The organism is Streptococcus dentapri, assembly GCF_042649885.1.
In the GTDB taxonomy this organism is placed as follows: domain Bacteria; phylum Bacillota; class Bacilli; order Lactobacillales; family Streptococcaceae; genus Streptococcus; species Streptococcus dentapri.
On the sequence record NZ_JBHSAC010000069.1, the window covers coordinates 18974 to 45285 of the forward strand.

18 protein-coding genes are annotated in these 26312 nt (G+C 40.9%); 16 read left to right on the top strand and 2 right to left on the bottom strand.

Annotated elements, in window-relative coordinates:
• The first annotated feature begins 112 nt into the window (after positions 1-112).
• A complete protein-coding gene (locus ACFOSE_RS08285; RefSeq protein ID WP_380432367.1) occupies positions 113-4795 on the top strand; it encodes an antigen I/II family LPXTG-anchored adhesin in 4683 nt (1560 codons plus the stop codon).
• Positions 4796-4936: 141 nt separating this feature from the next.
• Here ACFOSE_RS08285 and rpsT read toward each other — a convergent pair whose 3' ends face one another.
• Together rpsT and coaA are read right to left on the bottom strand one after the other, a co-directional pair.
• Entirely contained in the window at positions 4937-5185 is a 249-nt protein-coding gene (gene rpsT / locus ACFOSE_RS08290; protein ID WP_380432369.1) for a 30S ribosomal protein S20, read from the bottom strand.
• A gap of 52 nt (positions 5186-5237) precedes the next feature.
• Positions 5238-6158 carry a type I pantothenate kinase gene (coaA, locus tag ACFOSE_RS08295; protein ID WP_380432370.1) on the bottom strand — a complete coding sequence of 307 codons (921 nt, stop codon included), beginning with the start codon at positions 6156-6158 and terminating at the stop codon, positions 5238-5240.
• Positions 6159-6223: 65 nt separating this feature from the next.
• Between coaA and ACFOSE_RS08300 the strand changes: the two genes are divergently transcribed.
• From ACFOSE_RS08300 to nox, 15 genes are all read left to right on the top strand, one after another.
• Positions 6224-6814: a class I SAM-dependent methyltransferase gene (locus ACFOSE_RS08300; protein WP_380432372.1), complete on the top strand. Its 591-nt coding sequence runs from the start codon at positions 6224-6226 to the stop codon at positions 6812-6814.
• Positions 6811-8088 carry a pyrimidine-nucleoside phosphorylase gene (locus tag ACFOSE_RS08305; RefSeq protein ID WP_380432374.1) on the top strand — a complete coding sequence of 426 codons (1278 nt, stop codon included), beginning with the start codon at positions 6811-6813 and terminating at the stop codon, positions 8086-8088. The genes ACFOSE_RS08300 and ACFOSE_RS08305 overlap by 4 nt, the downstream gene beginning before the upstream one ends.
• An 8-nt stretch (positions 8089-8096) precedes the next feature.
• Positions 8097-8759, top strand: coding sequence for a deoxyribose-phosphate aldolase (deoC, locus tag ACFOSE_RS08310; RefSeq protein WP_380432375.1), 663 nt, complete (start codon positions 8097-8099; stop codon positions 8757-8759).
• The gene (locus ACFOSE_RS08315) at positions 8731-9135 is read left to right on the top strand and encodes a cytidine deaminase (protein WP_380432376.1); all 405 of its coding nucleotides are present in this window, start codon (positions 8731-8733) and stop codon (positions 9133-9135) included. The genes deoC and ACFOSE_RS08315 overlap by 29 nt, the downstream gene beginning before the upstream one ends.
• Before the next feature lie 89 nt (positions 9136-9224).
• On the top strand, positions 9225-10277 hold the full coding sequence (locus ACFOSE_RS08320; RefSeq protein WP_380432377.1) for a BMP family lipoprotein: 1053 nt from the start codon (positions 9225-9227) through the stop codon (positions 10275-10277).
• A gap of 96 nt (positions 10278-10373) precedes the next feature.
• Positions 10374-11909, top strand: coding sequence for an ABC transporter ATP-binding protein (locus ACFOSE_RS08325; protein WP_380432378.1), 1536 nt, complete (start codon positions 10374-10376; stop codon positions 11907-11909).
• Positions 11902-12963 (top strand): ABC transporter permease, encoded by a 1062-nt coding sequence (locus ACFOSE_RS08330; protein WP_380432380.1) that lies wholly within the window; start codon positions 11902-11904, stop codon positions 12961-12963. Before ACFOSE_RS08325 ends, ACFOSE_RS08330 begins: the two co-directional genes overlap by 8 nt.
• A gap of 1 nt (position 12964) precedes the next feature.
• Positions 12965-13921, top strand: coding sequence for an ABC transporter permease (locus tag ACFOSE_RS08335; RefSeq protein ID WP_380432381.1), 957 nt, complete (start codon positions 12965-12967; stop codon positions 13919-13921).
• Positions 13922-14185: 264 nt separating this feature from the next.
• Complete coding sequence (pulA, locus tag ACFOSE_RS08340) at positions 14186-16372, top strand: type I pullulanase (RefSeq protein ID WP_380432394.1); 2187 nt, start codon at positions 14186-14188, stop codon at positions 16370-16372.
• Positions 16373-16532: 160 nt separating this feature from the next.
• A complete protein-coding gene (gene glgB, locus ACFOSE_RS08345; protein WP_380432382.1) occupies positions 16533-18413 on the top strand; it encodes a 1,4-alpha-glucan branching protein GlgB in 1881 nt (626 codons plus the stop codon).
• A gap of 93 nt (positions 18414-18506) precedes the next feature.
• A complete protein-coding gene (locus ACFOSE_RS08350; protein ID WP_380432384.1) occupies positions 18507-19646 on the top strand; it encodes a glucose-1-phosphate adenylyltransferase in 1140 nt (379 codons plus the stop codon).
• Complete coding sequence (gene glgD / locus ACFOSE_RS08355; protein ID WP_380432386.1) at positions 19636-20769, top strand: glucose-1-phosphate adenylyltransferase subunit GlgD; 1134 nt, start codon at positions 19636-19638, stop codon at positions 20767-20769. The genes ACFOSE_RS08350 and glgD overlap by 11 nt, the downstream gene beginning before the upstream one ends.
• A complete protein-coding gene (gene glgA, locus ACFOSE_RS08360) occupies positions 20766-22196 on the top strand; it encodes a glycogen synthase GlgA (RefSeq protein ID WP_380432387.1) in 1431 nt (476 codons plus the stop codon). The genes glgD and glgA overlap by 4 nt, the downstream gene beginning before the upstream one ends.
• A gap of 28 nt (positions 22197-22224) precedes the next feature.
• A complete protein-coding gene (locus tag ACFOSE_RS08365; protein ID WP_380432389.1) occupies positions 22225-24621 on the top strand; it encodes a glycogen/starch/alpha-glucan phosphorylase in 2397 nt (798 codons plus the stop codon).
• A 203-nt stretch (positions 24622-24824) separates the two neighbouring features.
• On the top strand, positions 24825-26207 hold the full coding sequence (gene nox / locus ACFOSE_RS08370; protein ID WP_380432391.1) for a H2O-forming NADH oxidase: 1383 nt from the start codon (positions 24825-24827) through the stop codon (positions 26205-26207).
• Positions 26208-26312: the final 105 nt, after the last annotated feature.

A 26312-nucleotide genomic window follows, 5' to 3' on the forward strand; every position in this document is an offset into this window, starting at 1 on the left:
TTGAAAAATTAAGATAAAAAGTTTACAATTAAATTGATATTTTGTTTTAAAAATATTTCTATGTTTTACAAGAAAATTGCACTGGAATTTTCATACTTGGGAGGTATTACAAGTGAAGCAAATTTATGGGTTTCGTAAAAGTAAGGCAAGTAAAAGGTTATGTGGGGCACTGTTGGGAGCAGTTGCTTTTATTTCCGTAGCCGGTCAAACTGCTTTAGCAGATGAAACGACGACAAGTTCTGTGGACACAGCCGTTTATGGAACGCAAACAGGGAATCCTGCAACCAATCTACCAGAAGCGCAAGGTAATGCCAGTGTAGAAGCAACTGAAAGTCAGGAACAGGCAGGTCAAAAAAAGGGAGAATTATCTATAACTGTGCCTTCAAGTGAGCTGGATCAAGCAGTTCAGGAAGCTGAGAATGCAGGTGTCAAGGTTGAGCATGATGAAACTGTTGACAAAGGAACGGTAGCCACTGCTGAAGAAGCCGCTCAAAAAGAGACAGAGATCAAAGCTGATTATGCCAGTCAGGCAGAAGCCATTAAAGAAATAACGGATCAGTACAAAACTGATGTTGCCACTAATCAAGCAGAGGTTGACCGTATTAATGCTGAAAATGCGGCCAAAAAGGCTCAGTATGAGCAAGAACAGGCTGCTTATTTGGCAGAGGTTGACCGTATTAATGCCGAGAACGCGGCTAAAAAAGCTGATTATGAGGCAAAGCTGGCTCAATATCAACAAGATTTAGCAGCTATCCAAAAGGCAAATAGCGATGCCCAAGCTGCTTATCAAACGGCTCTGGCTGCTTATCAGACCGAATTAGCCCGAATTCAGGCAGCCAATGCCGCAGCTAAGGCGGCCTATGAGGCAGCAGTGACCGAGAATACGGCCAAGAATGCGGCTATTAGTGCCGAAAATGAAGCGATCAAGCAGCGCAATGCTGCAGCCAAGGCAGATTATGAGGCAGCTGTTAAGAAATACGAGGAAGACCTGGCTGCCGTTCAAAAAGCTAATGCGGACAACGAAGCGGACTATCAAGCCAAGAAAGCTGCTTACGATGCAGAATTAGCCCGAATTCAGGCAGCCAATGCCGCAGCTAAGGCGGCCTATGAGGCAGCAGTGGCCGAGAATACGGCCAAGAATGCGGCTATTAGTGCCGAAAATGAAGCGCTTAAGCAGCGCAATGCTGCAGCCAAGGCAGATTATGAGGCAGCTGTTAAGAAATACGAGGAAGACCTGGCTGCCGTTCAAAAAGCTAATGCGGACAACGAAGCGGACTATCAAGCCAAGAAAGCTGCTTATGATGCAGAATTAGCCCGAGTTCAGGCAGCCAATGTCGCAGCTAAGGCGGCCTATGAGGCAGCAGTGGCCGAGAATACGGCCAAGAATGCGGCTATTAGTGCCGAAAATGAAGCGCTTAAGCAGCGCAATGCTGCAGCCAAGGCAGATTATGAGGCAAAGCTTGCCCAATATCAACAAGACTTAGCTAAATACCAGCAAGATCTAGCAGATTATCCAAGAAAACTACAAGAGTACCAAGATGAACAGGCCGCTATTGCCGCGGCCCTTGCAGAACTTGAAAAGCATAAGAATGAAGATGGTAACTTGACGGAACCATCTGCCCAAAGCTTGGTTTACGATTCGGAACCAAATGCGCAGCTAACTTTGACAACCGATGGAAGTTTCCTTAAAGCATCAGCTGTAGATGAAGCATTTAGTCATGATACTGATCAATATTCCAAAAAGAATATCCAACTTGATAACCTGAATGTCACTTATCTACTGCAAGCTGATGATGTTGCTTCATCAATGGAGCTTTACGGAAATATTGGTGATAAGGCTGGTTGGACGACCAATATTGGTAACAGCACGGAGATTAAGTGGGCTTCAGTTCTCTTAGAGCGTGGTCAGAGCGTGACAGCAACTTACACCAATCTTGAAAAATCTTACTATAACGGTAAGAAGATCTCTAAGGTTGTCTTCAAATATACTCTTGATCCTGATTCTAAATTTCAAAACACTGATAAGGCTTGGCTGGGTATCTTTACGGATCCAACCTTAGGTGTTTTTGCCTCTGCCTTTACAGGTACTGGAGAAAAGAATACATCTATTTTTGTCAAAAATGAATTCACCTTCTATGATGAAGATGGCAATCCTATCAATTTTGACAATGCCCTCATATCTGTGGCTTCACTTAATCGTGAAAACAACTCCATTGAGATGGCTAAGGATTATACCGGTGAGTTTGTTAAGATTTCAGGCTCTTCCGTTGGTGAAAAAGACGGTCAAGTCTATGCGACGGATACTCTTAATTTTAGACAGGGTCAAGGTGGTGCCCGCTGGACCATGTATACCAGAGCTAGCGAGCCGGGATCTGGCTGGGACTCTTCAGATGCCCCCAACTCTTGGTATGGCGCAGGTGCTATCCGCATGTCGGGTCCAAATAACAGTATTACTTTAGGAGCTATTTCAGCAACCCTAGTCTTGCCTGAAGATGCTACTATGGCGGTTAATAGCGAGAAACGTCCAAATATTTGGTATTCTCTAAATGGTAAAATTCGTGCAGTTAATGTACCCAAGGTGACAAAAGAAAATCCAGAACCACCGGTAGCGCCAACAGCTCCAACGGAACCGACTTATGAAGTCGAGCAGCCCTTAGAGCCGGCACCAGTGGAGCCAACTTATGAGGAAGAGCCAACACCGCCTGTTAAGACACCGGATCAACCGGAACCAAGCAAACCGACAGAACCCAACTATGAGGTCGAGCAGCCCTTAGAGCCAGCTCCGGTCGAACCAACTTATGAGGAAGAGCCAACACCTCCTGTTAAGACACCGGATCAACCAGAACCAAGCAAACCAACAGAGCCAAACTATGAAGTCGAACAACCTTTAGAGCCGGCGCCAGTAGAGCCAACCTATGAGGAAGAGCCAACGCCTCCGACTCCAGTCACCCCTAAGGAGGAACCTACTACACCGGAAGAACCAACTTATGAAACCCTTCCGACGCCTCCAACTAATCCAGTTTACCAAAACTTACCAACCCCACCAGCCGTGCCAACGGTTCGTTTCCATTACTATAAACTGGCTATTCAGCCACAGGTCAATAAAGAAATTAAGAACAGCAATGATGTGGACATTGACCAAACATTAGTGGCTAAACAATCTGTAGTGAAATTCCAGCTTAAAACAGCTGACCTTCCAGCTGGCCGTGATGAAACGACTTCATTTGTTTTGGTAGATCCTCTGCCAAGTGGCTATCAGTTTAATCTTGAAGCTACTCAAGCTGCCAGTCCAGGCTTTGATGTCAGCTTTGATAGCAGCAGCAATACGGTAACCTTTAAGGCCACTGCGGAGACGTTGGCTCAGTTCAATGCTGATTTGACAGCAGCTGTAGCCACTATCTATCCGACAATCGTTGGTCAGGTTCTAAATGACGGAGCAACCTATCTCAATAACTTTACCCTCACAGTCAATGACGCTTACGGTATCAAGTCTAACATTGTCCGCGTCACCACCCCTGGTAAGCCAAATGACCCAGACAATCCAAGCAACAACTACATCAAGCCGCATAAGGTTAATAAAAACGAAAACGGCGTGGTGATTGATGGTAAGACAGTTCTTGCCGGCTCGACCAATTTCTATGAATTGACTTGGGATTTGGATCAGTACAAGGGAGATAAATCTTCTAAAGACAATATCCAAAAAGGATTTTTCTACATTGATGATTATCCAGAAGAAGCTCTCGATTTGCGCTCAGATCTGGTGAAGGTTACTGATAGCAATGGAAATGATGTGACTGGATTAAGTGTCGCTGATTATACTAGCTTGGAGACTGCACCTGCATCTGTGCAAACCGCCTTGAAAAATGCTGGTATCGCACCTAAAGGAGCCTTCCAAATCTTTACCGCAGATGATCCTCAAGCCTTTTATGATGCTTATGTAGTGACGGGTATTAATCTGACTATTGTCACACCGATGGTTGTCAAAGCTGAAATGGGTCTCACTGGTGGAAGTTATGAAAACAAGGCCTATCAAATTGACTTCGGTAATGGTTATGAGTCCAATATTGTCGTCAATAATGTGCCTAAGATCACACCTGAGAAAGATGTGACCATTACGCTAGATCCAGCTGATACGACCAATTATGACGGTCAGACGATTGCATTTAATCAGATCTTTAACTATCGTCTGATTGGCGGTATTATTCCAGCCAATCATTCGGATGAGCTCTTTGAGTACAGTTTCTATGATGATTACGATCAGACGGGTGATCAATATACTGGACAATATAAAGCTTTTGCTAAAGCCGATATTACCCTGAAAGACGGTACAGTGATTAAGGCTGGGACAGATCTGACACAATACACAGAATCAGTGGTAGATACTGCTAATGGTTCAATTACCATTAGTTTCAAAGAAGACTTCCTGCGTTCCGTTTCCGTTGATTCGACCTTCCAAGCAGAAGTCTACCTTCAAATGAAACGTATCGCAATAGGTAGCTTTGAAAATACCTATGTTAATACGGTCAATGGTGTCGCTTATGGTTCAAATATGGTTAGAACAAATACACCTGAACCCTCTAAGCCAAGTCATCCAGATTCAGAAACACCAAAAGACGCAAGCACAGTAAAGCAAGATGATCCTAAAGCAGCAGCCTATCAACCAGCTGCCCTTCCAGGCACTAGTCTGCCAGCTACTGGTATGACAGAGCACGCTTATCTACCTTGGCTCGGTCTTATCAGCCTAGTTGCTGGCTTCAGCTTATTAGGTTTGAAACGTAAAGAAGACCAAGGATAAGAGATAAGAATTTAGGCTGTAACAAGTAATTAAGCATAAAAACCGTTAATCTTTAAGATTAGCGGTTTTTATTTCGTGTTAACTTTGAAGTAGTCTAGCTAAAAAACAATAAAAAAACCTCCAAAGGAGGTGAATTTTATATTAGCCAAGTTTAGCTGCAAGACGAGATTTATCGCGGCTTGCTTTGTTTTTGTGAATCAAACCTTTAGAAACAGCTTTGTCGATGCTTGAAGAAGCGGCGCGGAAGAGTTCTTCAGATGGGTTTGCTTCAAATGCTTTGATAGCAGTACGCAAAGCTGATTTTTGAGCTGTATTGCTTTTGTTTTGCTTAACGTTTTTTTCAGCGCGTTTAATCGCAGATTTAATATTTGCCAAAGTTTTCACCTCCATTTTTACTAACCATTCTATTATATAGGAATTACCTAGGTTTGACAAGTCTTAATCACTTTTTCAAGTAAATTTTATCAATCTTATGGTTTTGTGATTTATGTAGAATCAGCTCTGCCCGGTTTCGCGTAGGCTCGATATAGTTTTCCAAATTAACCAAATTAACTGTTTTCCAGATGTTTTTAGAAATGAGCAAGGCCTCGTCCAAGTTCATTTTGGACAGTGCGTGATAGTAGTTCTTGCTATCTTTTTCGGCCAAGGTAAGCAGAGTCTGAAAGCGTTCCAGATACCAAGTTTCAATGTGGGTAACATCAGCATCAATATAGATGGAGAAGTCATAGTAATCGTTCATATAAAGACGATGATTTTGTTGGTTTTGGAAAACATTGATCCCCTCAACGATAAGGAAGTCGGGCGCCGCAATGGTTTGTTCTTGATCAGTAACGATGTCATAGATCTCATGGGAATAGACAGGGATAGTCATTTCCTGTCCATTTTTCATGCCATCCAAGAAATTGATAAGCAATTCCATATTATAACTCTCAGGGAAGCCTTTTTTATCCAAGATTCCCCTATCCGATAAGATTTGGTTGGGATAGAGAAAACCATCAGTAGTGACCATTTCAACTTGACTGTTCTTGAAAGTTCTGGATAAGAGCAACTGTAAGAGCCGACTGGTTGTTGATTTTCCGACGGCAACTGATCCTGAAATGCCTATGATAAAAGGATATTGCTTGGGTTGTTTCTGCAAGAAGATTCCCTTAGCAAAGCTGAGATTCTCTTGGGCATTTTTATAAATCTGAATAAGACTGATTAGGGGCAGGTAGACATCGATAACATCTTGGATATCGATTTTATCATTGAGACTTTTGATAGAGTCTAACTCTGCCTGAGTCAGGGGTGGTTGCTTAGATTGATGCAAACCTTGCCAAGTCTGGCGACTGATTTCTTCAAAATTGATAAATTCATGAGACATACCTCTATTGTAGCACAAAATATGATAAAATGGAGGCATCGTAAAATGAGAGAAAGTAGCACAATATGGCAAAAATGTATTACGCTGAAAATCCTGATGCAGCGCACGATATCCATGATTTAAAGGTCAATTTATTTGGAGAAGATTTCTATTTTTATACCGATGCTGGTGTTTTTTCAAAAAAAATGATTGATTTTGGTAGTCAGCTGCTCTTGACAGCTCTGGCTTGTGAAGCCGGTAAAACTTTATTAGATGTCGGCTGTGGCTATGGTCCTTTAGGGATTAGTTTAGCTAAGTGTCAGGGTGTCCGTGTCACCATGCTTGATGTCAATGGCCGAGCTCTAGACTTAGCTCAGAAAAATGCACAGCGCAATGGTGTTCGAGTGGATATTTTTCAATCCCATGCCTATCAAAAAGTTGAGGGAAATTTCGATTATATTATTAGCAATCCTCCAATTCGAGCTGGTAAACAAGTTGTTCATGAGATTTTGGCTGGGAGCTATGACCATCTCAATCTGGGTGGTAGCTTGACTATTGTCATCCAGAAAAAGCAGGGAGCACCGAGTGCTAAGGCCAAAATGAAAGAAGTTTTTGGCAATGTCGAGGTTTTAAAGAAGGATAAGGGTTACTATATCCTGAGGAGTGAGAAACGATGAGAGCGGTTGATTTAATTCAGAAAAAACGCGATGGCCTTGAGCTGTCAACTGAGGAAATCCAATGGTTGATAGCTGCTTATGCCGCTGGAGATATACCGGATTACCAAATGTCAGCCTTTGCCATGGCGGTTTATTTTCAAAATATGACTATGCGAGAGATACGCGATTTGACCATGGCCATGGTTCGTTCGGGAGATCAGCTGGATCTTTCTCCAATAGCTGGTATTAAGGTTGATAAGCACTCAACCGGTGGTGTTGGTGATAAGATCACTTTGATTCTAGCTCCTTTAGTAACCAGTTTTGGTGTTCCCGTAGCCAAAATGAGTGGTAGAGGACTCGGTCATACCGGTGGTACACTGGATAAATTAGAATCGATCAAGGGCTATCAAATTGAGCTAGATAAGGCTAATTTCATCAAGCAAGTTCAGGATAAAGGGATTGCTGTCATCGGCCAATCCGAGCACTTGGTCAAGGCTGATAAAATGCTCTATGCCCTGCGTGATGTCACAGCTACCGTTGACACCCTGCCCTTGATTGCTAGCTCGGTCATGTCCAAGAAGATTGCGGCGGGTTCCGATGCAATCTTGCTGGATGTTACTGTTGGCGATGGTGCCTTCATGAAAACTATAGAGGATGCTGAGAAGTTATCTCGGATTATGGTTGACCTTGGGAAGGAAGTTGATCGTCAAACAGTCGCAGTTATTACGGATATGAGTCAGCCTTTGGGACAAGCTATCGGTAATCGACTTGAAGTTTTAGAAGCTGTTACTATCATGCAGGGGCAGGGACGCTTAGATATTACCCAGTTCATCTGTGAATTAGCTCAAATTATGCTACGGCTGGGTGGTAAAGAGGTAGATTTAGCTGAAATCAAAGAGCACCTAGTCGGCGGAAAGGCTCTGCATAAATTTGAGGAGCTTGTAGCAGCTCAAGGCGGGGAAGTTGCTGATATTTATCGGCCGGTGGATACTCGGTACTGCTATGAAATTAAGGCAGAGCAGTCTGGTTTTATCAATCAGTTGCCAGCGCTTTATTTCGGTCATTTCGCCATGGAAATTGGAGCAGGTCGTGCGGTGAAAACAGATCAACTAGATTATGATGCTGGTATTGTCTTTGAGAAAAAAGTAGGTGATACCATCTCAGCTGGTGCTTTAGTCGCAAGAATTTATTCAAATCGGGAAATCTCTCAAAAAGGGCTTACAGAATTTGTAAAAAATGTTACAATAAATTACGATAGAGTAAGCCCCAAGGAAGTGCTCAAAGTTATAGATTAGGAGAGAATATGTTGCTCAATAAATATATTGATCATACGCTGTTAAAACCTGAAGCCAGTCAGGAACAAATTGATAAACTGATTGCTGAGGCGAAAGAGTATGATTTCGCCAGCGTCTGTCTCAATCCAATCTGGGTATCTCAAGCTGCTCAGGCTCTGAAAGATTCTAATGTCAAGGTTTGTACAGTTATCGGTTTTCCTCTGGGAGCAACCACTTCGGTCGTTAAAGCTTTTGAAACCAAGGATGCTATTGCTAATGGTGCTGACGAACTCGATATGGTTATCAATATTGGCCAATTAAAATCTGGCAACTTTGACGCAGTGGAATCGGATATCCGTGCAGTTGTTGAAGCTAGTGGCGATAAATTAGTTAAAGTCATTATCGAAACTTGCCTATTGACGGATGATGAAAAGGTCAAAGCCTGCCAACTTGCTGTAAAAGCTGGAGCTGATTTTGTCAAGACTTCAACCGGATTTTCTACAGGTGGCGCCAATCTCCATGATGTCAAGCTAATGCGCCAAACAGTAGGTGATAAGGTCGGTGTCAAGGCTGCCGGGGGTGCCAGAACACGTGAGGCTGCCCAAGCCTTTATTGAAGCCGGAGCGACTCGTATTGGAACCTCATCTGGTTTGGCTATTATGAATGGAGAAACAGCTAGTGGAGACTATTAATTTAGTTCAATTAGCCAAGGAAGCTAGCCGGTCTGCCTATGCCCCTTATTCGCATTTTGCTGTTGGGGCAGCGCTCCTAACCAAATCGGGGGAAGTTTTTCAGGGCTGCAATATCGAAAATGCTAGCTTCGGTCTGACTAATTGTGCCGAACGTACAGCGATTTTCAAAGCTGTTTCAGAAGGTTATCGTGACTTTGATAAACTTGCTATTTATGGTGATACCGAGGAGCCGATTTCACCCTGTGGTTCTTGTCGTCAGGTTATGGCTGAGTTCTTTGATTTAGCTAGTCCGGTTATTTTGGGTGCTTGGGATGGTTCGACAGTCGAGATGACAGTCGGTGAGTTGTTACCATACTCATTTAAGGGCCTGAAATAAGGCTCTCTCAATTTTGGATTAGACCTTCGGGTTTAAGATATATTTTGCAATCTAGTTGCAACTTTTAGAGGAGGAGTTCATTCATGAAGATGAACAAGAAAATTATTGGTCTCGGATTGGCTGCTGTGGCCGTTCTTGCGCTGGGCGCTTGTAGCCGTTCGTCGCAGTCTTCATCCGATAGTTCTGTCAAAGCTGCTATCATAACTGATACTGGTGGCGTTGATGATAAGTCCTTTAACCAGTCTGCTTGGGAAGGCCTTCAAGCTTGGGGTAAGGAAAACAAGCTGACTAAGGATAAGGATTTTACCTATTTCCAATCGGATGACGAGTCTCAGTATGCTAATAACCTTGATTCAGCTCAAAGTAAGGGTTACAATCTCATTTTTGGTATTGGTTATAATCTTCACGATGCGGTTAGCGAGGCAGCGGAAGCTAATTCAAAAACAAACTATGTTATCATTGATGATGTAATCAAAGATCATGATAATGTCGCTAGCGTACTCTTTGCTGACAATGAAGGTGCTTATCTAGCTGGTATTGCGGCAGCTATGCAGTCTAAAACCGGTAAAGTCGGATTCGTTGGTGGTGTCGAATCAGATACTATTACACGTTTTGAAACAGGCTTCAAAGCAGGTGTTGCCTCTGTAGATAAAAATATCAAGGTAGATTCACAATATGTTGGTTCTTACAATGATTCTGCTAAGGGACAAACCATTGCTTCATCAATGTATTCTGACGGTGTTGATGTTATCTACCATGCAGCAGGTGGTTCAGGTAAGGGTGTTTTCTCACAAGCTAAGGAAATCAACGAAGGTTTGGATTCTGACAGTGAAGATAAGGTTTGGGCAATTGGTGTTGACCGTGACCAATCTGAAGAAGGTAACTACACAGCAGCAGATGGTAAAAAATCTAACTTTGTTTTGACTTCAACAATTAAAGAAGTAGGGACAGTCGTTAAAGACATTGCCAATGATCAATTTGATGGTAAGAAGTTTGAAGCTAAGACAACAACTTATGGACTGAAAGATAAGGGTGTTGATATTGTAACAACCAATCTTCCAGAAAATATCAAGAAGGCTGTTGAAGATGCTAAAACATCTATCGTTGATGGAAAAATAAAAGTTGACGATGGTGTCAAATAAGTTTAGCCATTCTAATATTACTCTAAAAAAGGGCGACCTTAGCGGTCGCTTTTTAAGGGCAAAACTGAGGTAAAAATATATTTGAAAGGAACTATTATGGCACAAGAAATTGTCATTGAAATGCATAATATTACCAAAAAGTTTGGTGACTTTGTGGCCAACGATTATATTAATCTAGATGTCAAAGCTGGTGAAATTCATGCTCTGCTTGGTGAAAATGGCGCTGGTAAATCGACATTGATGAATATGCTAGCAGGTCTTTTAGAACCGACAGAAGGGGAGATTTTGTTGAATGGCAAACCTGTTAAATTGGATTCTCCTTCAAAATCTGCTAGCTTGGGTATCGGAATGGTACACCAGCACTTTATGTTGGTTGATGCTTTTACTGTTGCTGAAAATATTATTCTTGGGAGTGAAGTCACTAAGGGAGCTTTTCTAGATTTAAAGAGAGCTACCAAGGAGATTATAGAACTGTCAGAAAAATATGGCTTGGCGGTTGATCCTGATGCTAAGGTTGCAGATATTTCTGTCGGTGCCCAACAGCGCGCTGAGATTCTAAAGACGCTCTATCGCGGTGCAGATATTCTGATTTTTGACGAACCGACTGCTGTCCTAACTCCAGCAGAGATTACAGAATTGTTGGAGATTATGCGCAATTTAGTCAAGGAAGGGAAGTCAATCATTCTGATTACTCATAAACTTGATGAAATTCGCGCGGTTGCTGACCGTGTTACGGTTATCCGTCGTGGTAAATCCATCGAGACAGTTTCTGTTGCTGGTGCAAGTAGCCAGCAACTAGCAGAGATGATGGTGGGTCGTGCAGTTTCTTTCAAGACTGATAAAATAGCCGCTAATCCTAAAAATACAACCCTAGCAATCAAAGATTTGATTGTCAATGAGAATAGAGGTGTACCAGCAGTTAAAGGCTTATCACTAGATGTTCGAGGTGGTGAAATTCTTGGGATAGCTGGTATTGATGGCAATGGTCAAACAGAGCTGATCCAAGCGATTACCGGTCTGCGCAAGCCTAAATCGGGCTCTATCCAAATAAAAGGAACTGATGTTACTCACCTATCACCGCGTCAAATTACTGAAATGAGCGTGGGTCATATCCCTGAGGATCGCCATCGAGATGGCATGATATTGGAAATGACCCTAGCTGAAAACATGGCGCTGCAAACTTATTATAAGGAACCTTTCAGTCACCATGGAATTCTTGACTATGGTTTTATCAACAAAAATGCTAGACGATTGATGGATGAGTTTGATGTTCGTGCGGCCAGTGAGCAAGTTAGCGCTGGTTCCTTGTCAGGAGGAAATCAGCAAAAGGCCGTTATCGCTCGTGAGGTTGATCGTGATCCTGACCTTTTAATTGTCAGTCAGCCTACACGCGGTTTGGATGTCGGTGCGATTGAATATATCCGCAAACGCTTGGTAGCGGAACGTGATAAGGGTAAGGCTGTCTTAGTAGTCAGTTTTGAACTGGATGAAATTTTTGATTTATCTGACCGCATTGCAGTTATTCATGATGGTAAAATTCAGGATATTTTAGATCCGGAAAAAACAGACAAGCAGGAGCTCGGAATCCTGATGGCTGGTGGAAAACTTACGAAGGAGGGCACAAATGTCTAAGAAAACGCAAAATTGGGCTGTACCCCTGATCGCTGTTCTATTAGGATTGTTAGCAGGTGCAATCATCATGCTGATTTTTGGCTATGATCCTTATTGGGCCTATAATGATTTATTCTATACAGCCTTTGGTTCAATTAAAAATGTTGGTGAAATTTTGCGTGCCATGGGACCACTCATTCTTATCGGCCTTGGTTTTGCCGTGGCTTCTAAAGCTGGTTTCTTTAATATCGGTCTACCAGGCCAAGCTCTCAGCGGCTGGGTCATGTCCACTTGGTTTGCCCTTTCGTTTCCAGATTTGCCCAAGCCTATCTCTATCATCTGTACCGTCCTCATCGGCTTGATTGCCGGAGGAATTATTGGGGCTATTCCTGGTATCTTGCGGGCTTATTTGGGAACTAGTGAGGTTATTGTCACTATCATGATGAACTATATCGTGCTCTACGTTACCAAGGCTATCATTTTGGATGGTATTTCTAAGGATGTCATGCGGACGACCACTGCTAGTATCAAGGTGTCCGACTCAGCTTCCTATCAAACCCAGTTCTTATCCAGTATCACAGACAATTCCCGCTTTAATTTAGGTTTTATCTTTGCTTTATTAGCCGTATTCCTCGTTTGGTTCCTGCTCAAGAAAACAAGAACAGGTTATGAGATTACAGCTGTAGGTCTTAATCCTAATGCAGCTGAATACGCTGGGGTGTCTTCAAAACGAATTATCATTTGGTCGATGATCATCTCTGGTGCACTAGCAGGTCTAGGAGGTACAGTAGAAGGTTTAGGAACTTTTGAGAATGTTTATGTCCAAACCAGCTCTCTGCAGATTGGTTGGGACGGTATGGCGGTTGCCTTATTAGCCTCTAACAATCCGATTGCAATTCCTTTTGCTGCCCTCTTGTTTGGTGTCTTATCGGTTGGTAAGTCTGGTATGATTGATGTACCATCAGAAGTTATTGATGTGGTTTCTGCCTTAATTATTTTCTTTGTCGGCAGTAACTATATTATCCGCCGCTATATAAAACCACGTAAAAAAGTAAAAACACAAGGAGGTAAGTAAGATGGGAGTTATTGCAGTTTTAGTTCTACTGGTATCTTCAACCTTAAAATATTCAACGCCTCTCATTTTTACTAGCATTGGCGGAACCTTCTCTGAGCGCAGCGGTGTTATCAATGTTGGCTTGGAAGGTATCATGGTTGTCGGTGCTTTCTCAGGTGTTGTTTTTAATTTAGCTTACGCTGACTCTCTTGGAAAGGCTACTCCTTGGGTTGCCTGTCTTGTTGCGGGTCTCATTGGAATCATCTATTCCTTAATCCATGCGGTGGCAACCGTTAATTTCCGTGCTGATCACATTGTTTCGGGTACAGTTCTTAACTTAATCGCTCCCTCGTTGGCTGTTTTCCTCTGTCGTGTGCTCTATGGTAAGGGAGAAACAGACACTATTTCCCAATCCTTTGGTCGCTTTTCATTTCCATTTTTGAAGGATATACCAATTTTAGGTGATATTTTCTTCAAAAACACCTCCTTAATTGGCTATGTAGCTATTCTTGTTTCCTTTTTAGCTTATGTTATCATCTTCAAGACACGCTTTGGTTTACGCCTGCGTTCGGTTGGTGAGCATCCACAAGCAGCTGATACACTGGGAATCAATGTTTACCTTATGCGTTATGCAGGTGTTATGCTCTCTGGCTTCTTGGGTGGTATCGGCGGCGCTGTGTACTCTCAGGCAATTTCCAATAGTTTTTCGGTTACGACAATTGCAGGCCCCGGTTTCATTGCCTTAGCCGCTATGATTTTTGGCTGTTGGAATCCAATTGGAGCCATGCTTTCGAGTCTCTTCTTTGGACTTTCCCAATCCTTGGCAATTATTGGTCATAAAATTCCAGGTTTGACGCATGTGCCATCGGTTTATTTGGAAATCGCACCTTATGTCATGACCATCTTGGTTCTGGCAGCTTTCTTTGGTAAAGCTGTTGCTCCTAAGGCTGATGGGGTCAACTATATTAAATCAAAATAGGATTTTCTTAAAATTTGTTAATAATGATATCTGTAATGAGGCTGTACAAAAGTACTGCCTCATTTATGTAAGTGAAATAAGAGATTGACAGGAGCAGGAACAGTTTTTTAAAGTGGTGAAAATAAAACTTATGGAGCAAGAGAAAAAAGTTCTTATTTTTTATGAAATCACTTTCTCGCCTCCTTGGCTGTCTATTAGTCTGCAACTATGATAGAATGTTAGTAATAGGAATTTTATTTAAAATAATTGGGAGTTTTAAAAATGATGGAAAATCAATTAACGGTACATTTCCATGCTAAACATGAAAAGTATGATGGTTATAGCATGTGGAAATGGCTGGACGGTTACTGGGGAGAAGATGCCAATTTTGATGATCAGGATGATTTTGGTCTAATCGGGAAGATTACTTATCCATCAGATCATTTTGTTCATCAAGCTCATCTCTTGGTTAAAACAGCGGATTGGTCTTTTCAAACATGTGATTACTCGGTTAGGCGTTTCCTAGGAGATGCTCCAAACAATATTTGGTTGGTTGAAGGAGATAATCATGTTTATTATTCTAAACAAGTTGCTTTAACCAGTCCTTTTTATACAGGTCATGATAACAATGCATTTGATATGGGAATTAGAGCTAATGATTTCGATCACCAATGGGCTTATCAGGGTTGGCTTGGTTTTCGTTATCAAGCGGATAAAACCAGTTTTAAGCTCTGGTCTCCCTTGGCCGATAGGATTTATCTCCTTCTCTATAAGGACGATTATTCCCCAGCCCGTATTATTCCTATGGAAAGAGGTCACGGGGTTAACACAGACCACCATGAACTAAATACACAAGGGGTTTGGTCGGTTACGGTAGATGGGAATTTAAAGGACTGGTCCTATCAGTACCGTGTCTATCACGAGCAGGAATTTTATCAAGATACTAGAGATCCCTATACTATCGCTCTTAGCCTCGATAATCAAAAGTCGGTCATCGTCGCTAATGAGGATTTGCAGCCGGACGGTTTCGTTGTTAAACAGGGGAAAGATGCGCATTGGCGTACAGCCAATGCCTGCTCGGCCGTTATCTGTGAAATGCATCTCAGAGACTTTACAAATGATGAATCATCTGGTGTTTCACCAGAACTAAGGGGTACTTTTCTGGGAGCCTGCCAGCAAGGGGTCCATAATCAACAGGGGAACCCGACAGCTTTTGAGCATATCAAGTCCATGGGTTATTCTTATGTTCAGCTACAACCAGTTTTTGATCATCATAAGACTTACTCACAAGATGGTCAGCTCCTTTATAATTGGGGCTATGATCCCAAAAATTACAATGTTCCAGATGTCCAATTCGCTGCAGATAAAACCAACCCACTGGCACCAATTTTAGAATTTAAACAGATGATTCAAGCCTATCATGATGCCGGTATCGGAGTCATTATGGATGTTGTTTATAATCATACTTATTCGTCTTACAATTCCCCATTCCAGTTATCTACTCCTCATTATTATTACCGCATGCAGGCTGATGGTTCTTTCCAAGATGGTTCTGGTTGTGGCAATGAGACAGCAAGCGAAAAGGAAATGTTCCGAAAATATATGCTGGACTCTATCGAGTATTGGGCAAAAGAATACAATGTTGATGGTTTTCGTTTTGACCTTATGGGACTACATGATGTTGAGACGATGAATATGATTCGTGATCTCCTAGATAGTATTGATCCACAAATTCTCGTATATGGTGAAGGGTGGGATATGGGGACAGGGCTGGCTCCTAGACAAAAAGCTGCCAAACATAATGCTGATCAGATGCCCCGTATTGCTTTTTTTAATGATAATGCACGTGATGCTGTTAAGGGGGCTGAAGTCTATGGCGCTATCAAGGCGGGATTTGTTTCCGGCGCAGCAGTAGAGAAGGAAGTATCGCAAGCCTTAATTGGCAGTCAGGCTTTTGCCCCTTATTCAAGTCCGGGGCAGGTCTTGAATTATGTTGAAGCACATGATAACTATAATCTTAATGATCTTCTAAGCATTTTACATCCAGATGATAGTCTAAAAGATAGAAAAGATAGGGTCTATTTAGCTAATGCGCTCAATCTCTCCATGCAGGGTATCTGCTTTATGCAGTTAGGACAAGAATTTATGCGGACTAAACTGTATCCAACCGGAGAAAATCAAACTCTGACACCCGATGATTTTAAAAGGGCCAGTAATAGCTACAATGCTCCCGATTCTGTCAATGTTATCGATTGGAATTTGGTGTCAGAATATCAAGATTTACTGGAAAGTATTCGGATTTTAATATCTCGTAAACAAACGAAAGAGTTATTTTCTGAAAGACGTTTTGAGGAATTGCATGAAAATGTAAAAATAATAGAAAATAATTATCAATCTGGAGTAGTGAAAATTGCTCTTGGAAATTCTATTTTAATTTTTAATAATAGAAAAAAATCCTTTAAAATGACCTGACAAAAACGTCAGGATATGTTAAAATAAAGATAGTATTTGAAAGCGCTGACATTTTATAATGTTAGTTTGCCCATTGACAATTTGAGCAGCCTTAGTTTTAAGGCTGCTATTTGTTTTATATAAATTGTTTTCTGAAAACAAGTAAAAGGCAGGTGATGATATGACACTAGAAGAAGAACTTTATACTTTTGGGACTGGTGAAAATTTTAAGGTTCAAAATTACTTGGGAGTTCATCGAGAAGACGATGGTCAATATAGCTTTCGTGTCTGGGCCCCACATGCTGAACATGTCCAGGTTATTGGTGATTTTACGGACTGGTTTGAGAATCCCTTGGATATGCAGCTAAATCATGCTGGTGTTTGGGAAGTTGTGACGGATCAAGCTCAGGAAGGTCAGATTTATAAGTATCTGGTTAAGAGACAAGGCGGACAATTAGTTGAAAAGATTGATCCTTGTGCCCTTTATCTTGAGGAGAGACCGGGGACAGGAGCAATCATTAAGACCTTTGAGGAACGTAAATGGAAGGATAGTCTATGGATAGGACGTCGCAAACGTTTTGGTTTTAAGGAACGTCCGGTCAATATTTATGAGGTTCATTCCAATTCTTGGAAACTCGGAGAAAATGGTGAGCCCCTAACTTTCAAGGAATTAACTAAAGAATTGATTCCTTACCTAGTTGAGATGAACTACACTCATGTTGAGTTTATGCCTCTGATGGCTCATCCTCTAGGTATGAGTTGGGGATATCAGCTCATGGGATATTTTGCCTTTGAGCATACTTATGGTAGTCCCGAAGATTTTCAGGATTTTGTAGAAGCCTGTCATCTAAATAATATTGGTGTTATTGTTGACTGGGTACCAGGACACTTTACGCAAAATGATGATGCTCTAGCTTATTTTGATGGGACACCGACCTTTGAATATGCTGATAGCGATCGTGCTCATAACCGTCGCTGGGGAGCTCTTAATTTCGACCTGGGTAAAAATCAGGTACAGTCCTTTTTGATATCCAGTGCTCTGTATTGGATAGAACAGTATCATATTGATGGTATCCGCGTTGATGCTGTCAGCAACATGCTCTATCGTGATTATGATGACGGCCCTTGGACACCTAATGTCTTCGGAGGCAATCGCAATTTGGAAGGTTTTAACTTTTTACAGAAATTAAATAGTGTTGTTCATTATTATCATCCAAATGTCATGATGATTGCAGAGGAATCGACAGCTGGAACACCAATTACTGCTTCAATCAATGATGGTGGTTTGGCCTTTGATTACAAATGGAATATGGGTTGGATGAATGATACCCTCAAATTCTTTAAAGAGGATCCTATTTATCGCCAATACGATTTTAATCTGTTAACGTTCAGTTTTATGTATTCCTTCTCTGAAAACTTTATCTTGCCTTTTTCCCATGATGAAGTTGTTCATGGGAAGAAAAGTCTTATGCACAAAATGTGGGGGGATCGCTACAATCAGTTTGCAGGCTTGCGCTGTCTTTATACTTATCAAATCTGTCACCCAGGTAAAAAGTTGCTCTTTATGGGATCTGAATTTGGACAGTTTTTAGAGTGGAAATATGATTACCAGTTGGAGTGGAGCAACTTAGAAGATGAATTAAACCATCAAATGCAAAGTTTCACTTCTCAGCTTAATCTTTTCTATAAGGACCATCGCCAACTTTGGCAAATTGACGATTCTTACGAGGGTCTCGAAATCATCGATGCAGATAACGCAGCTGAAACGGTTCTATCTTTTATTCGTAAGGATAAAAAAGGTAACCTCTTAGTCTGTGTCTTCAATATGGTCCCTGTTGAAAGAAAGAATTTCACTATTGGTGTGCCAATCCCTGGAATATATGAAGAAGTCTTTAATACAGAACTTGAAGAATTTGGTGGTGTTTGGAAGGAGAAGAATCCTGAAACGAAAACCCAAGCAGGTCTGTGGAAGGATTATCAACAGACACTTACTTTTACCGCCCCTGCTATGGGAGCCAGTATCTGGAGAGTCAAGAGACATCTGAAAGGAAAACGCAACTAATCAAATGAAACACTTGAGATGTCAACAGATAATTTTCACCTTAAAAAAGACGCTAATCAATTGTTAACAAACAGAAAAAAAGGAGTCTATCGAATGAAAAATGAAATGTTAGCACTAATCTTAGCTGGAGGTCAGGGTACCCGTTTGGGCAAACTGACACAAAGTACTGCTAAACCAGCTGTACAATTTGGAGGGCGTTATCGCATCATTGATTTTGCACTCTCTAACTGTGCTAATTCAGGAATCAACAATGTTGGTGTTATTACCCAATACCAACCCTTAGCTCTAAATAATCATATTGGGAATGGCTCTTCTTGGGGGCTAGATGGAATTGACTCTGGAGCGACTATTCTTCAACCTTACTCGGCAACCGAAGGAAATCGTTGGTTCCAAGGAACAAGTCATGCTATTTACCAAAATATTGATTATATTGATAGCATTAACCCAGAGTATGTTCTGATTCTCTCAGGGGACCACATCTACAAGATGGACTATGACGATATGCTTCATACTCATAAAGATAATCTAGCTAGCCTAACGGTGGCTGTTATCGATGTTCCACTCAAGGAAGCTAGTCGTTTTGGGATTATGAATACCGATGCGAGTGACCGCATCGTTGAATTTGAAGAAAAACCTGAAAATCCTAAGTCTACCAAAGCATCCATGGGGATTTATATCTTCGACTGGGCGCGTCTGCGTAAGGTTCTAGTCAACGCTGAAAAGAACAACATTGACATGTCCGACTTTGGTAAGAACGTTATTCCTGCTTATTTAGAAGCTGGTGACCGTGTTTATACTTATAATTTCCAAGGTTACTGGAAAGATGTTGGTACCATCGAATCACTTTGGGAAGCAAACATGGAATATATCGGCGAGGACAATGAACTTCATAGTCGTGACCACGATTGGAAGATCTACTCTAAAAACTTGATTGCACCACCAAATTTTATCACCGAAGAAGCTTCTGTTAAGGATTCTTTGGTTGTAGATGGTTGCTTTGTTTCTGGTAGTGTAGAACATTCTATTTTATCAACCAATGTGCAAGTTAAGGATAATGCCCAGATTAAGGATAGCTTCATCATGAGTGGTGCTACCATTGGTAAAGACGTAAAAATTACGCGGGCCATTATTGGCGAAGGAGCAGTTATTGGTGACGGTGTTGAAATTAATGGCGCAGAAGAAGTTCAAGTTGTAGGACACAATGAAAGAGTGGGGGTACCAAATGAAGATTGATAAATATTCGGCTATTTTAGGGAATGCAGTAGGCTATCATGACATGGGAGGATTGACAGCTAATCGTCCTCTGGCTAGTTTACCTTTCGATGGGAAATACCGCTTGATTGATTTTCAATTGTCCAATTTAGCCAATGCGGGTATTAGAAGTGTTTATGGAATTTTCCGCGGGCAAAATATTCGTTCCATTTTTGACCATATCCGTAGCGGTCGTGAATGGGGGCTCAACACTCTCTTGAGTCACTATTTCCTTGGTTTCTACAATACAGATGTCGAAAGCCAAGTAACAGATAAGGATTACTATAATCAAATTTTAACCTATCTAAAACGGACAGGCTCAAATCAAACGATTTATATGAGCTGTGATATCTTATGTAATATTGATTTGCAACAAGTTATCCATCTTCACAATGTCACTGGACGTGAAATCAGTGTTGTTTATAAAAAAATAGCTTCTAATTCGCTATCTTCAGCAAATGAAATCTTAGAAATTGATGAGTCTGATACTGTAGTAGGTAAAATTGACCCTACTCCTGGTAGTGAGAACGAAAAGATGTCTACCGATATCTATGTAGTTAATACACCTTTTCTCATTGAAAAAATGGAAGAAGAAGCTAAGAAAGATGAGCCTCGTAAACTTCGCTATCTTCTGCGTGATTTAATTGTAGGTCACAATGCTCTGGCATTTGAATATACAGGTTATCTGTCTAATATTTGCTCAGTTCAATCTTATTATGATGCTAATATGGATATGTTGGATGCGCAAAAATTTTACGCACTCTTCTATGGCAATCAAAAAGTCTATACTAAGGTAAAAAATGAAGAAGCTAGCTACTATGCGAGCAACTCCGATGTAAACAATTCTCAATTTGCATCCGGTTCAATCATTAAGGGCAGTGTCCATCATTCGATTGTATCACGCTCTTGTCGGATTGAAGAGGGGGCACGAGTTAGTGAATCTGTTATTTTTCCTAAAGTTCATGTCGGAGACGGCGCTGTTGTTGAACACGCTATTGTTGATAAGGGGGTCATTATTCCTGCAGGAGTAACTCTACGCGGAACAGCTGACAATCCTTTAGTGATTGATAAAGGTCAAGAAATTTCTGGAGATATTATTCAATGAAAATCATGTTTGTAGCAGCAGAGGGAGCTCCTTTTGCTAAAACCGGTGGTTTAGGTGATGTTATTGGTGCTCTACCTAAGTCTTTAGTGAAGAAAGGTCATCAAGTCGCTGTTGTTCTGCCATATTATGATATGGTGGACGCGAAGTTTGGTGATCAAGTTGAAGATTTTATGTATTACTTCACCAATGTCGGCTGGCGTCATCAATATGTTGGTGTGAAAAAGCTGGTGAGAGATGGCATTGAGTTCTATTTTTTGGACAATCAATACTACTTTTATCGCGGTAAGATTTATGGTGATTGGGATGATGGTGAACGCTTTGCCTATTTCCAACTAGCGGCTCTGGAGTTGATGGAAAAAATAGATTTTATTCCAGATATCCTCCATGTGCATGACTATCATACAGGTATGATTCCTTTCTTGCTCAAAGAAAAATACCATTGGATTGAGGCATATCGTAATATTAAAACAGTCTTCACCATTCACAATATTGAATTTCAAGGACAATTTGATCCAGACATGCTGGGAAATCTTTTCGGTGTTGGTTATGAACGCTATGCTGATGGAACTTTGCGCTGGAATGAAGCACTAAATTGGATGAAGGCCGCGGTTCTCTACGCTGACCGTGTCACAACTGTTTCTCCATCTTATGCTGAAGAAATCATGACGCTAGAATTTGGTAAGGGCTTGGATCAGGTGATGCGGATGGAATCTGGCAAAATTTCAGGAATTGTTAATGGTATTGATACGGACCTGTTCAATCCAGAAACGGACCAGTATTTAGAGGCTCCTTTCTCGGCAGCAGATTTATCCGGAAAGGCTGTTGATAAGCTTAAATTACAAGAGCGTCTAGGTCTTCCTGCGAGGTCAGATGTTCCCTTGATTGGTATTGTCTCACGTTTAACTGATCAAAAAGGCTTCTCTTTAGTTGTTAGCGAACTTCAGCATATCCTGCAATTTGATTTGCAGATTGTTGTTTTAGGGACAGGTTATCCTGATTATGAAAATGCCTTTTCTTGGTTTGCTAGTCAGTATCCTGATAAACTGTCTGCTAATATCACTTTTGACCTCGGACTGGCCCAGCAGATATACGGAGCGAGTGATTTGTTCTTGATGCCATCTGCCTTTGAACCATGCGGACTGTCGCAAATGATGGCTATGCGCTATGGCAGTCTTCCAATTGTCCATGAAGTTGGAGGCCTTAGGGATACGGTTATTCCTTATAATGAATTGGATCATACAGGCACTGGTTTTTCTTTCTATGACTTTTCAGGTTATATTATGACCAATACGATAGAATATGCCCTAGAGACATATTTCAACCGTCCAGATGACTGGAAGACATTGCAAAAACAAGCGATGTCTCAGGATTTTTCATGGGATACAGCCAGTCAAGCATATGAATATTTATACAATGAGTTACATTAATTAGATTGAAGGTAAAGAAGGCAATACAATGACACTTACTAAAGACCAATTTATTCGTGATTTTAAAGATACGCTTCATGAAGAACAGTTAATTAAGGTTCCTCAAGCAACTCCGGCGGAACTCTTTGCAACACTAGCAAAAGTCATCCGTAAATACTATACACCGATGTGGTTAGATCGCAACCGAAACTTGACAGAAAACAAGGAAAAAATAGCATATTATTTTTCTATTGAATTTTTGCCCGGACGTATGCTTGAGACAAACCTACTTAACTTAGGGATTTTAGACCTTGTTAAAGAAGGATTTGCTGAGCTCGACATTGATTTTGAAGAAGTCAAAAATACTGAACATGATATGGCTCTTGGGAATGGTGGCTTAGGTCGTCTAGCAGCTGCTTTTATGGATTCTTTGGCAACGACGGGCTACCCAGGATTTGGTAATGGTCTTCGCTATCGTTATGGTCTCTTTAAACAAAAGATTATTGACGGTTATCAGGTAGAATTACCTGACGATTGGTTTGGTACACTGGGGAATGTTTGGGAAATCCGCAAGGATCATGATGCTGTTGAGGTTAGACTCTTTGGTGATGTCTATCTTGAAATGAACGAGGAAGGAAATTTGACTCCTAATTATCACAACAGTCAAGTTCTTCGTGCTGTTCCTTACGATGTTCCACAGATTGGTTTCCAAAATGATGTGGTTAATAATCTGCGTCTGTGGGATGTTGAAATCCCAGAAGAATATGAAGCTGATTATCCAACTGTAGCTTCTCGCCGCGCTATTGAGGACATTACGGCTATTCTCTATCCAGATGATTCTACATTAGAAGGTAAGCAGCTACGTCTTATCCAAGAGTACTTTATGACCAGTGCTGGCCTACAAACCATCATCCAAAATTATCTCAAACAGGGATTGCCTCTTGAAGCTATTTATGAAAAGGTTTCAGTCCATATTAATGACACTCATCCAGCCGTAGCTCCAGCAGAATTTATGCGTCTTTTAGTTGATGAATACGGTTTGGAATGGGACAGTGCTTGGACTGCAACTGTTAAAACAATGAGTTATACCAACCATACGATTTTGTCAGAGGCCTTGGAAAAATGGGATGCTGAGTTATTCAAGAAGGTCTTGCCACGTGTTTATCAAATTATCCTTGAGATTGATAACCGCTTTGTAGCAGATTTAGGACGTGCGGGTTATGATGCAGACGTGGTCAATTACACTCGGATTGTTAAAGATGATCAGATTCATATGGCGAACTTAGCTATTATTGCCGGTCATTCAGTTAACGGTGTTGCAAAGCTGCACACAGAACTTCTGAAAGAAGATACTTTGCGGAGTTTCTACCGTCTTTATCCGGAGAAATTCAATAACAAGACTAATGGAATCGTGCAGCGTCGTTGGACTCAAATTGCTGCACCGGAGTTATCCGGTGCTATTGATCAGGTTATCGGAACAGGTTGGCGAAAAGATATCCACGAGCTAGAAGGTTTAACTACCTATCTTGATGACAAAGAAGTTTTGGATAACTTTTATCAAGTTAAACAGGATGCTAAGGGGCGCCTAGCTTCTTATATTAAAGAGACGACAGGTTTTGATGTATCAACTGATGCTATCTTTGATGTTCAAGTTAAACGACTCCATGCCTATAAGCGCCAACTTTTAAATGTTCTTCATATCATTAAGCTCTATTTAGATTTGAAGGACAATCCTGATAAGGATATGATTCCACGTGTCTTTATATTTGGAGCCAAGGCAGCACCAGGATATCATTTTGCAAAATCAGTTATTAAGATTATCAATGAGCTCGCTAAACTGATTAATAATGATGATAGCCTACAAGGGAAGCTCAAAGTATTCTTCTTGGAAAATTATAATGTCAGCCTAGCAGAATTGATCATTCCTGCAGCAGATGTATCCGAACAAATTTCTTTGGCCTCAAAAGAAGCCTCAGGAACCTCAAATATGAAATTCATGATGACAGGTGCTATTACTCTAGCAACTCTTGATGGAGCTAATATTGAAATTAAAGACGAAGTGGGAGATGATAATATTGTCATCTTTGGTATGGATAAGGATGCCGTCTATGCCCACTACCAAGCTAATGATTACCATTCTCGCGACTTGTATGAGAGCGATGCTACGATTCATCGAGTGGTTGATAGTTTTGTCAATGGGACTATCCCTAATATCCAGAGTGAAGGTATGGAAATTTACGAAGCTCTCATTCAACATAATGATGAATATTTCTTATTAGAAGATTTTCATTCTTATGTGCAAGCTCAAGAAAAAGTTGATGCTCTTTACCGTGATAAGGACAAATGGGCTCGTATGAGTTTGAATAATATTGCAAAATCTCATAAATTCACATCTGATGACACTATTAGTCAGTATGCGGAAGAAATTTGGGAATTGAAAAAGTAAGTGTTCATAGTTTGTGAGAGTCGGGGTAAGCTCGGCTCTTTCTTTTATCTGCCTGTTTTTTTGAGAACAAAGCGGATTAATGCTAGCAATAAAAAAGGTAAATATTTTCTTTAGCTTTCTGAAAAAGATTGAGCAAATTATTTGTAATCGTTTTCACTATATGATATTCTTAATTAATAGAATAATAGAAAGTTGGAAAACTTATGTCAAAAATTGTTGTTGTTGGAGCTAATCATGCAGGGACTTCAAGCGTGAATACCATTCTTGACAACTATGCCGATGAAAATGAAGTAGTAGTATTTGACCAAAATTCGAACATCTCATTTTTGGGATGTGGCATGGCTTTGTGGATAGGCAAACAAATTTCAGGTCCAGATGGTTTATTTTATGCCGATAAAGAACTTTTGGAATCTAAAGGCGCTAAGGTTTACATGAATTCACCTGTAACAGCGATTGACTATGATGCTAAAACTGTCACAGCCCTTGTTGATGATAAAGAACATCTTGAGTCTTATGATAAATTGATTTTGGCTACAGGTTCTACACCGATTTTGCCACCAATTGAAGGTGCGGCAATAAAGGAAGGTAGTTTAGAATTTGAAGCAACTTTAGAAAACCTTCAGTTTGTTAAACTTTTCCAAAATGCCCAACAGGTTATTGATAAACTACAAGACAAGGCACAGCATTTAGATAAAATTGCGGTTGTCGGAGCAGGTTATATCGGTGTCGAATTAGCTGAAGCCTTTAAACGTCTGGGCAAAGAAGTTACTTTAATTGATGTGGTAGAAACCTGTCTGGCAGGTTATTATGATAGTGACCTATCTGATATGATGTGTAAAAATCTTGAAGATAATGGCATTGAGTTGGCTTTTGGTGAAACGGTCAAAGCTATTGAGGGGGATGGAAAAGTCGAGCGTATCGTAACTGATAAGGCTACACGCGACGTCGATATGGTTGTTCTTGCTGTTGGCTTCCGTCCTAATACACAATTAGGAAGTGGCAGATTAGAAACCTTCCGCAATGGGGCCTTTTTGGTAAATAAAAAGCAAGAAACAAGTCTTCCCGATGTTTATGCTATTGGTGACTGTGCAACAGTTTATGATAATGCTATTGATGGTATAAACTACATTGCCCTCGCCTCAAATGCTTTGCGATCAGGCATGGTTGCCGGTCACAATGCAGCTGGATATGAAATGGAATCACTAGGTGTTCAAGGTTCAAATGGTATTTCTATCTTTGGATTAAACATGGTATCCACCGGTCTAACAGAAGAAAAAGCAAAACATTTTGGCTATAAACCCGCAACCGTTGAAATTACAGACGAACAAAAACCTGTCTTTATAGAACATGGAAATTACGATGTTACGCTCAAGATTGTTTATGATAAGGATAGTCGTTTAGTGCTAGGTGCTCAAATGGCTTCTCGTGGTGATATTTCAATGGGAATTCACCTTTTCTCATTGGCTATTCAAGAAGAAGTTACTATTGATCGCTTGGCCTTATTGGATTTGTTCTTTTTACCACACTTTAATCAACCATTAAGCTATATTGCAAAAGCTGCTTTAGCAGCAGAAGCAACTGAATAATCGCTATAAAAAGACAGTTGGAATTTCCAACTGTCTCAGACTGAAGACAAAGCTCTTGGAATTGCATTTCTAAGAGCTTTTTGCTCTGTTTAGGAGTATACTAAA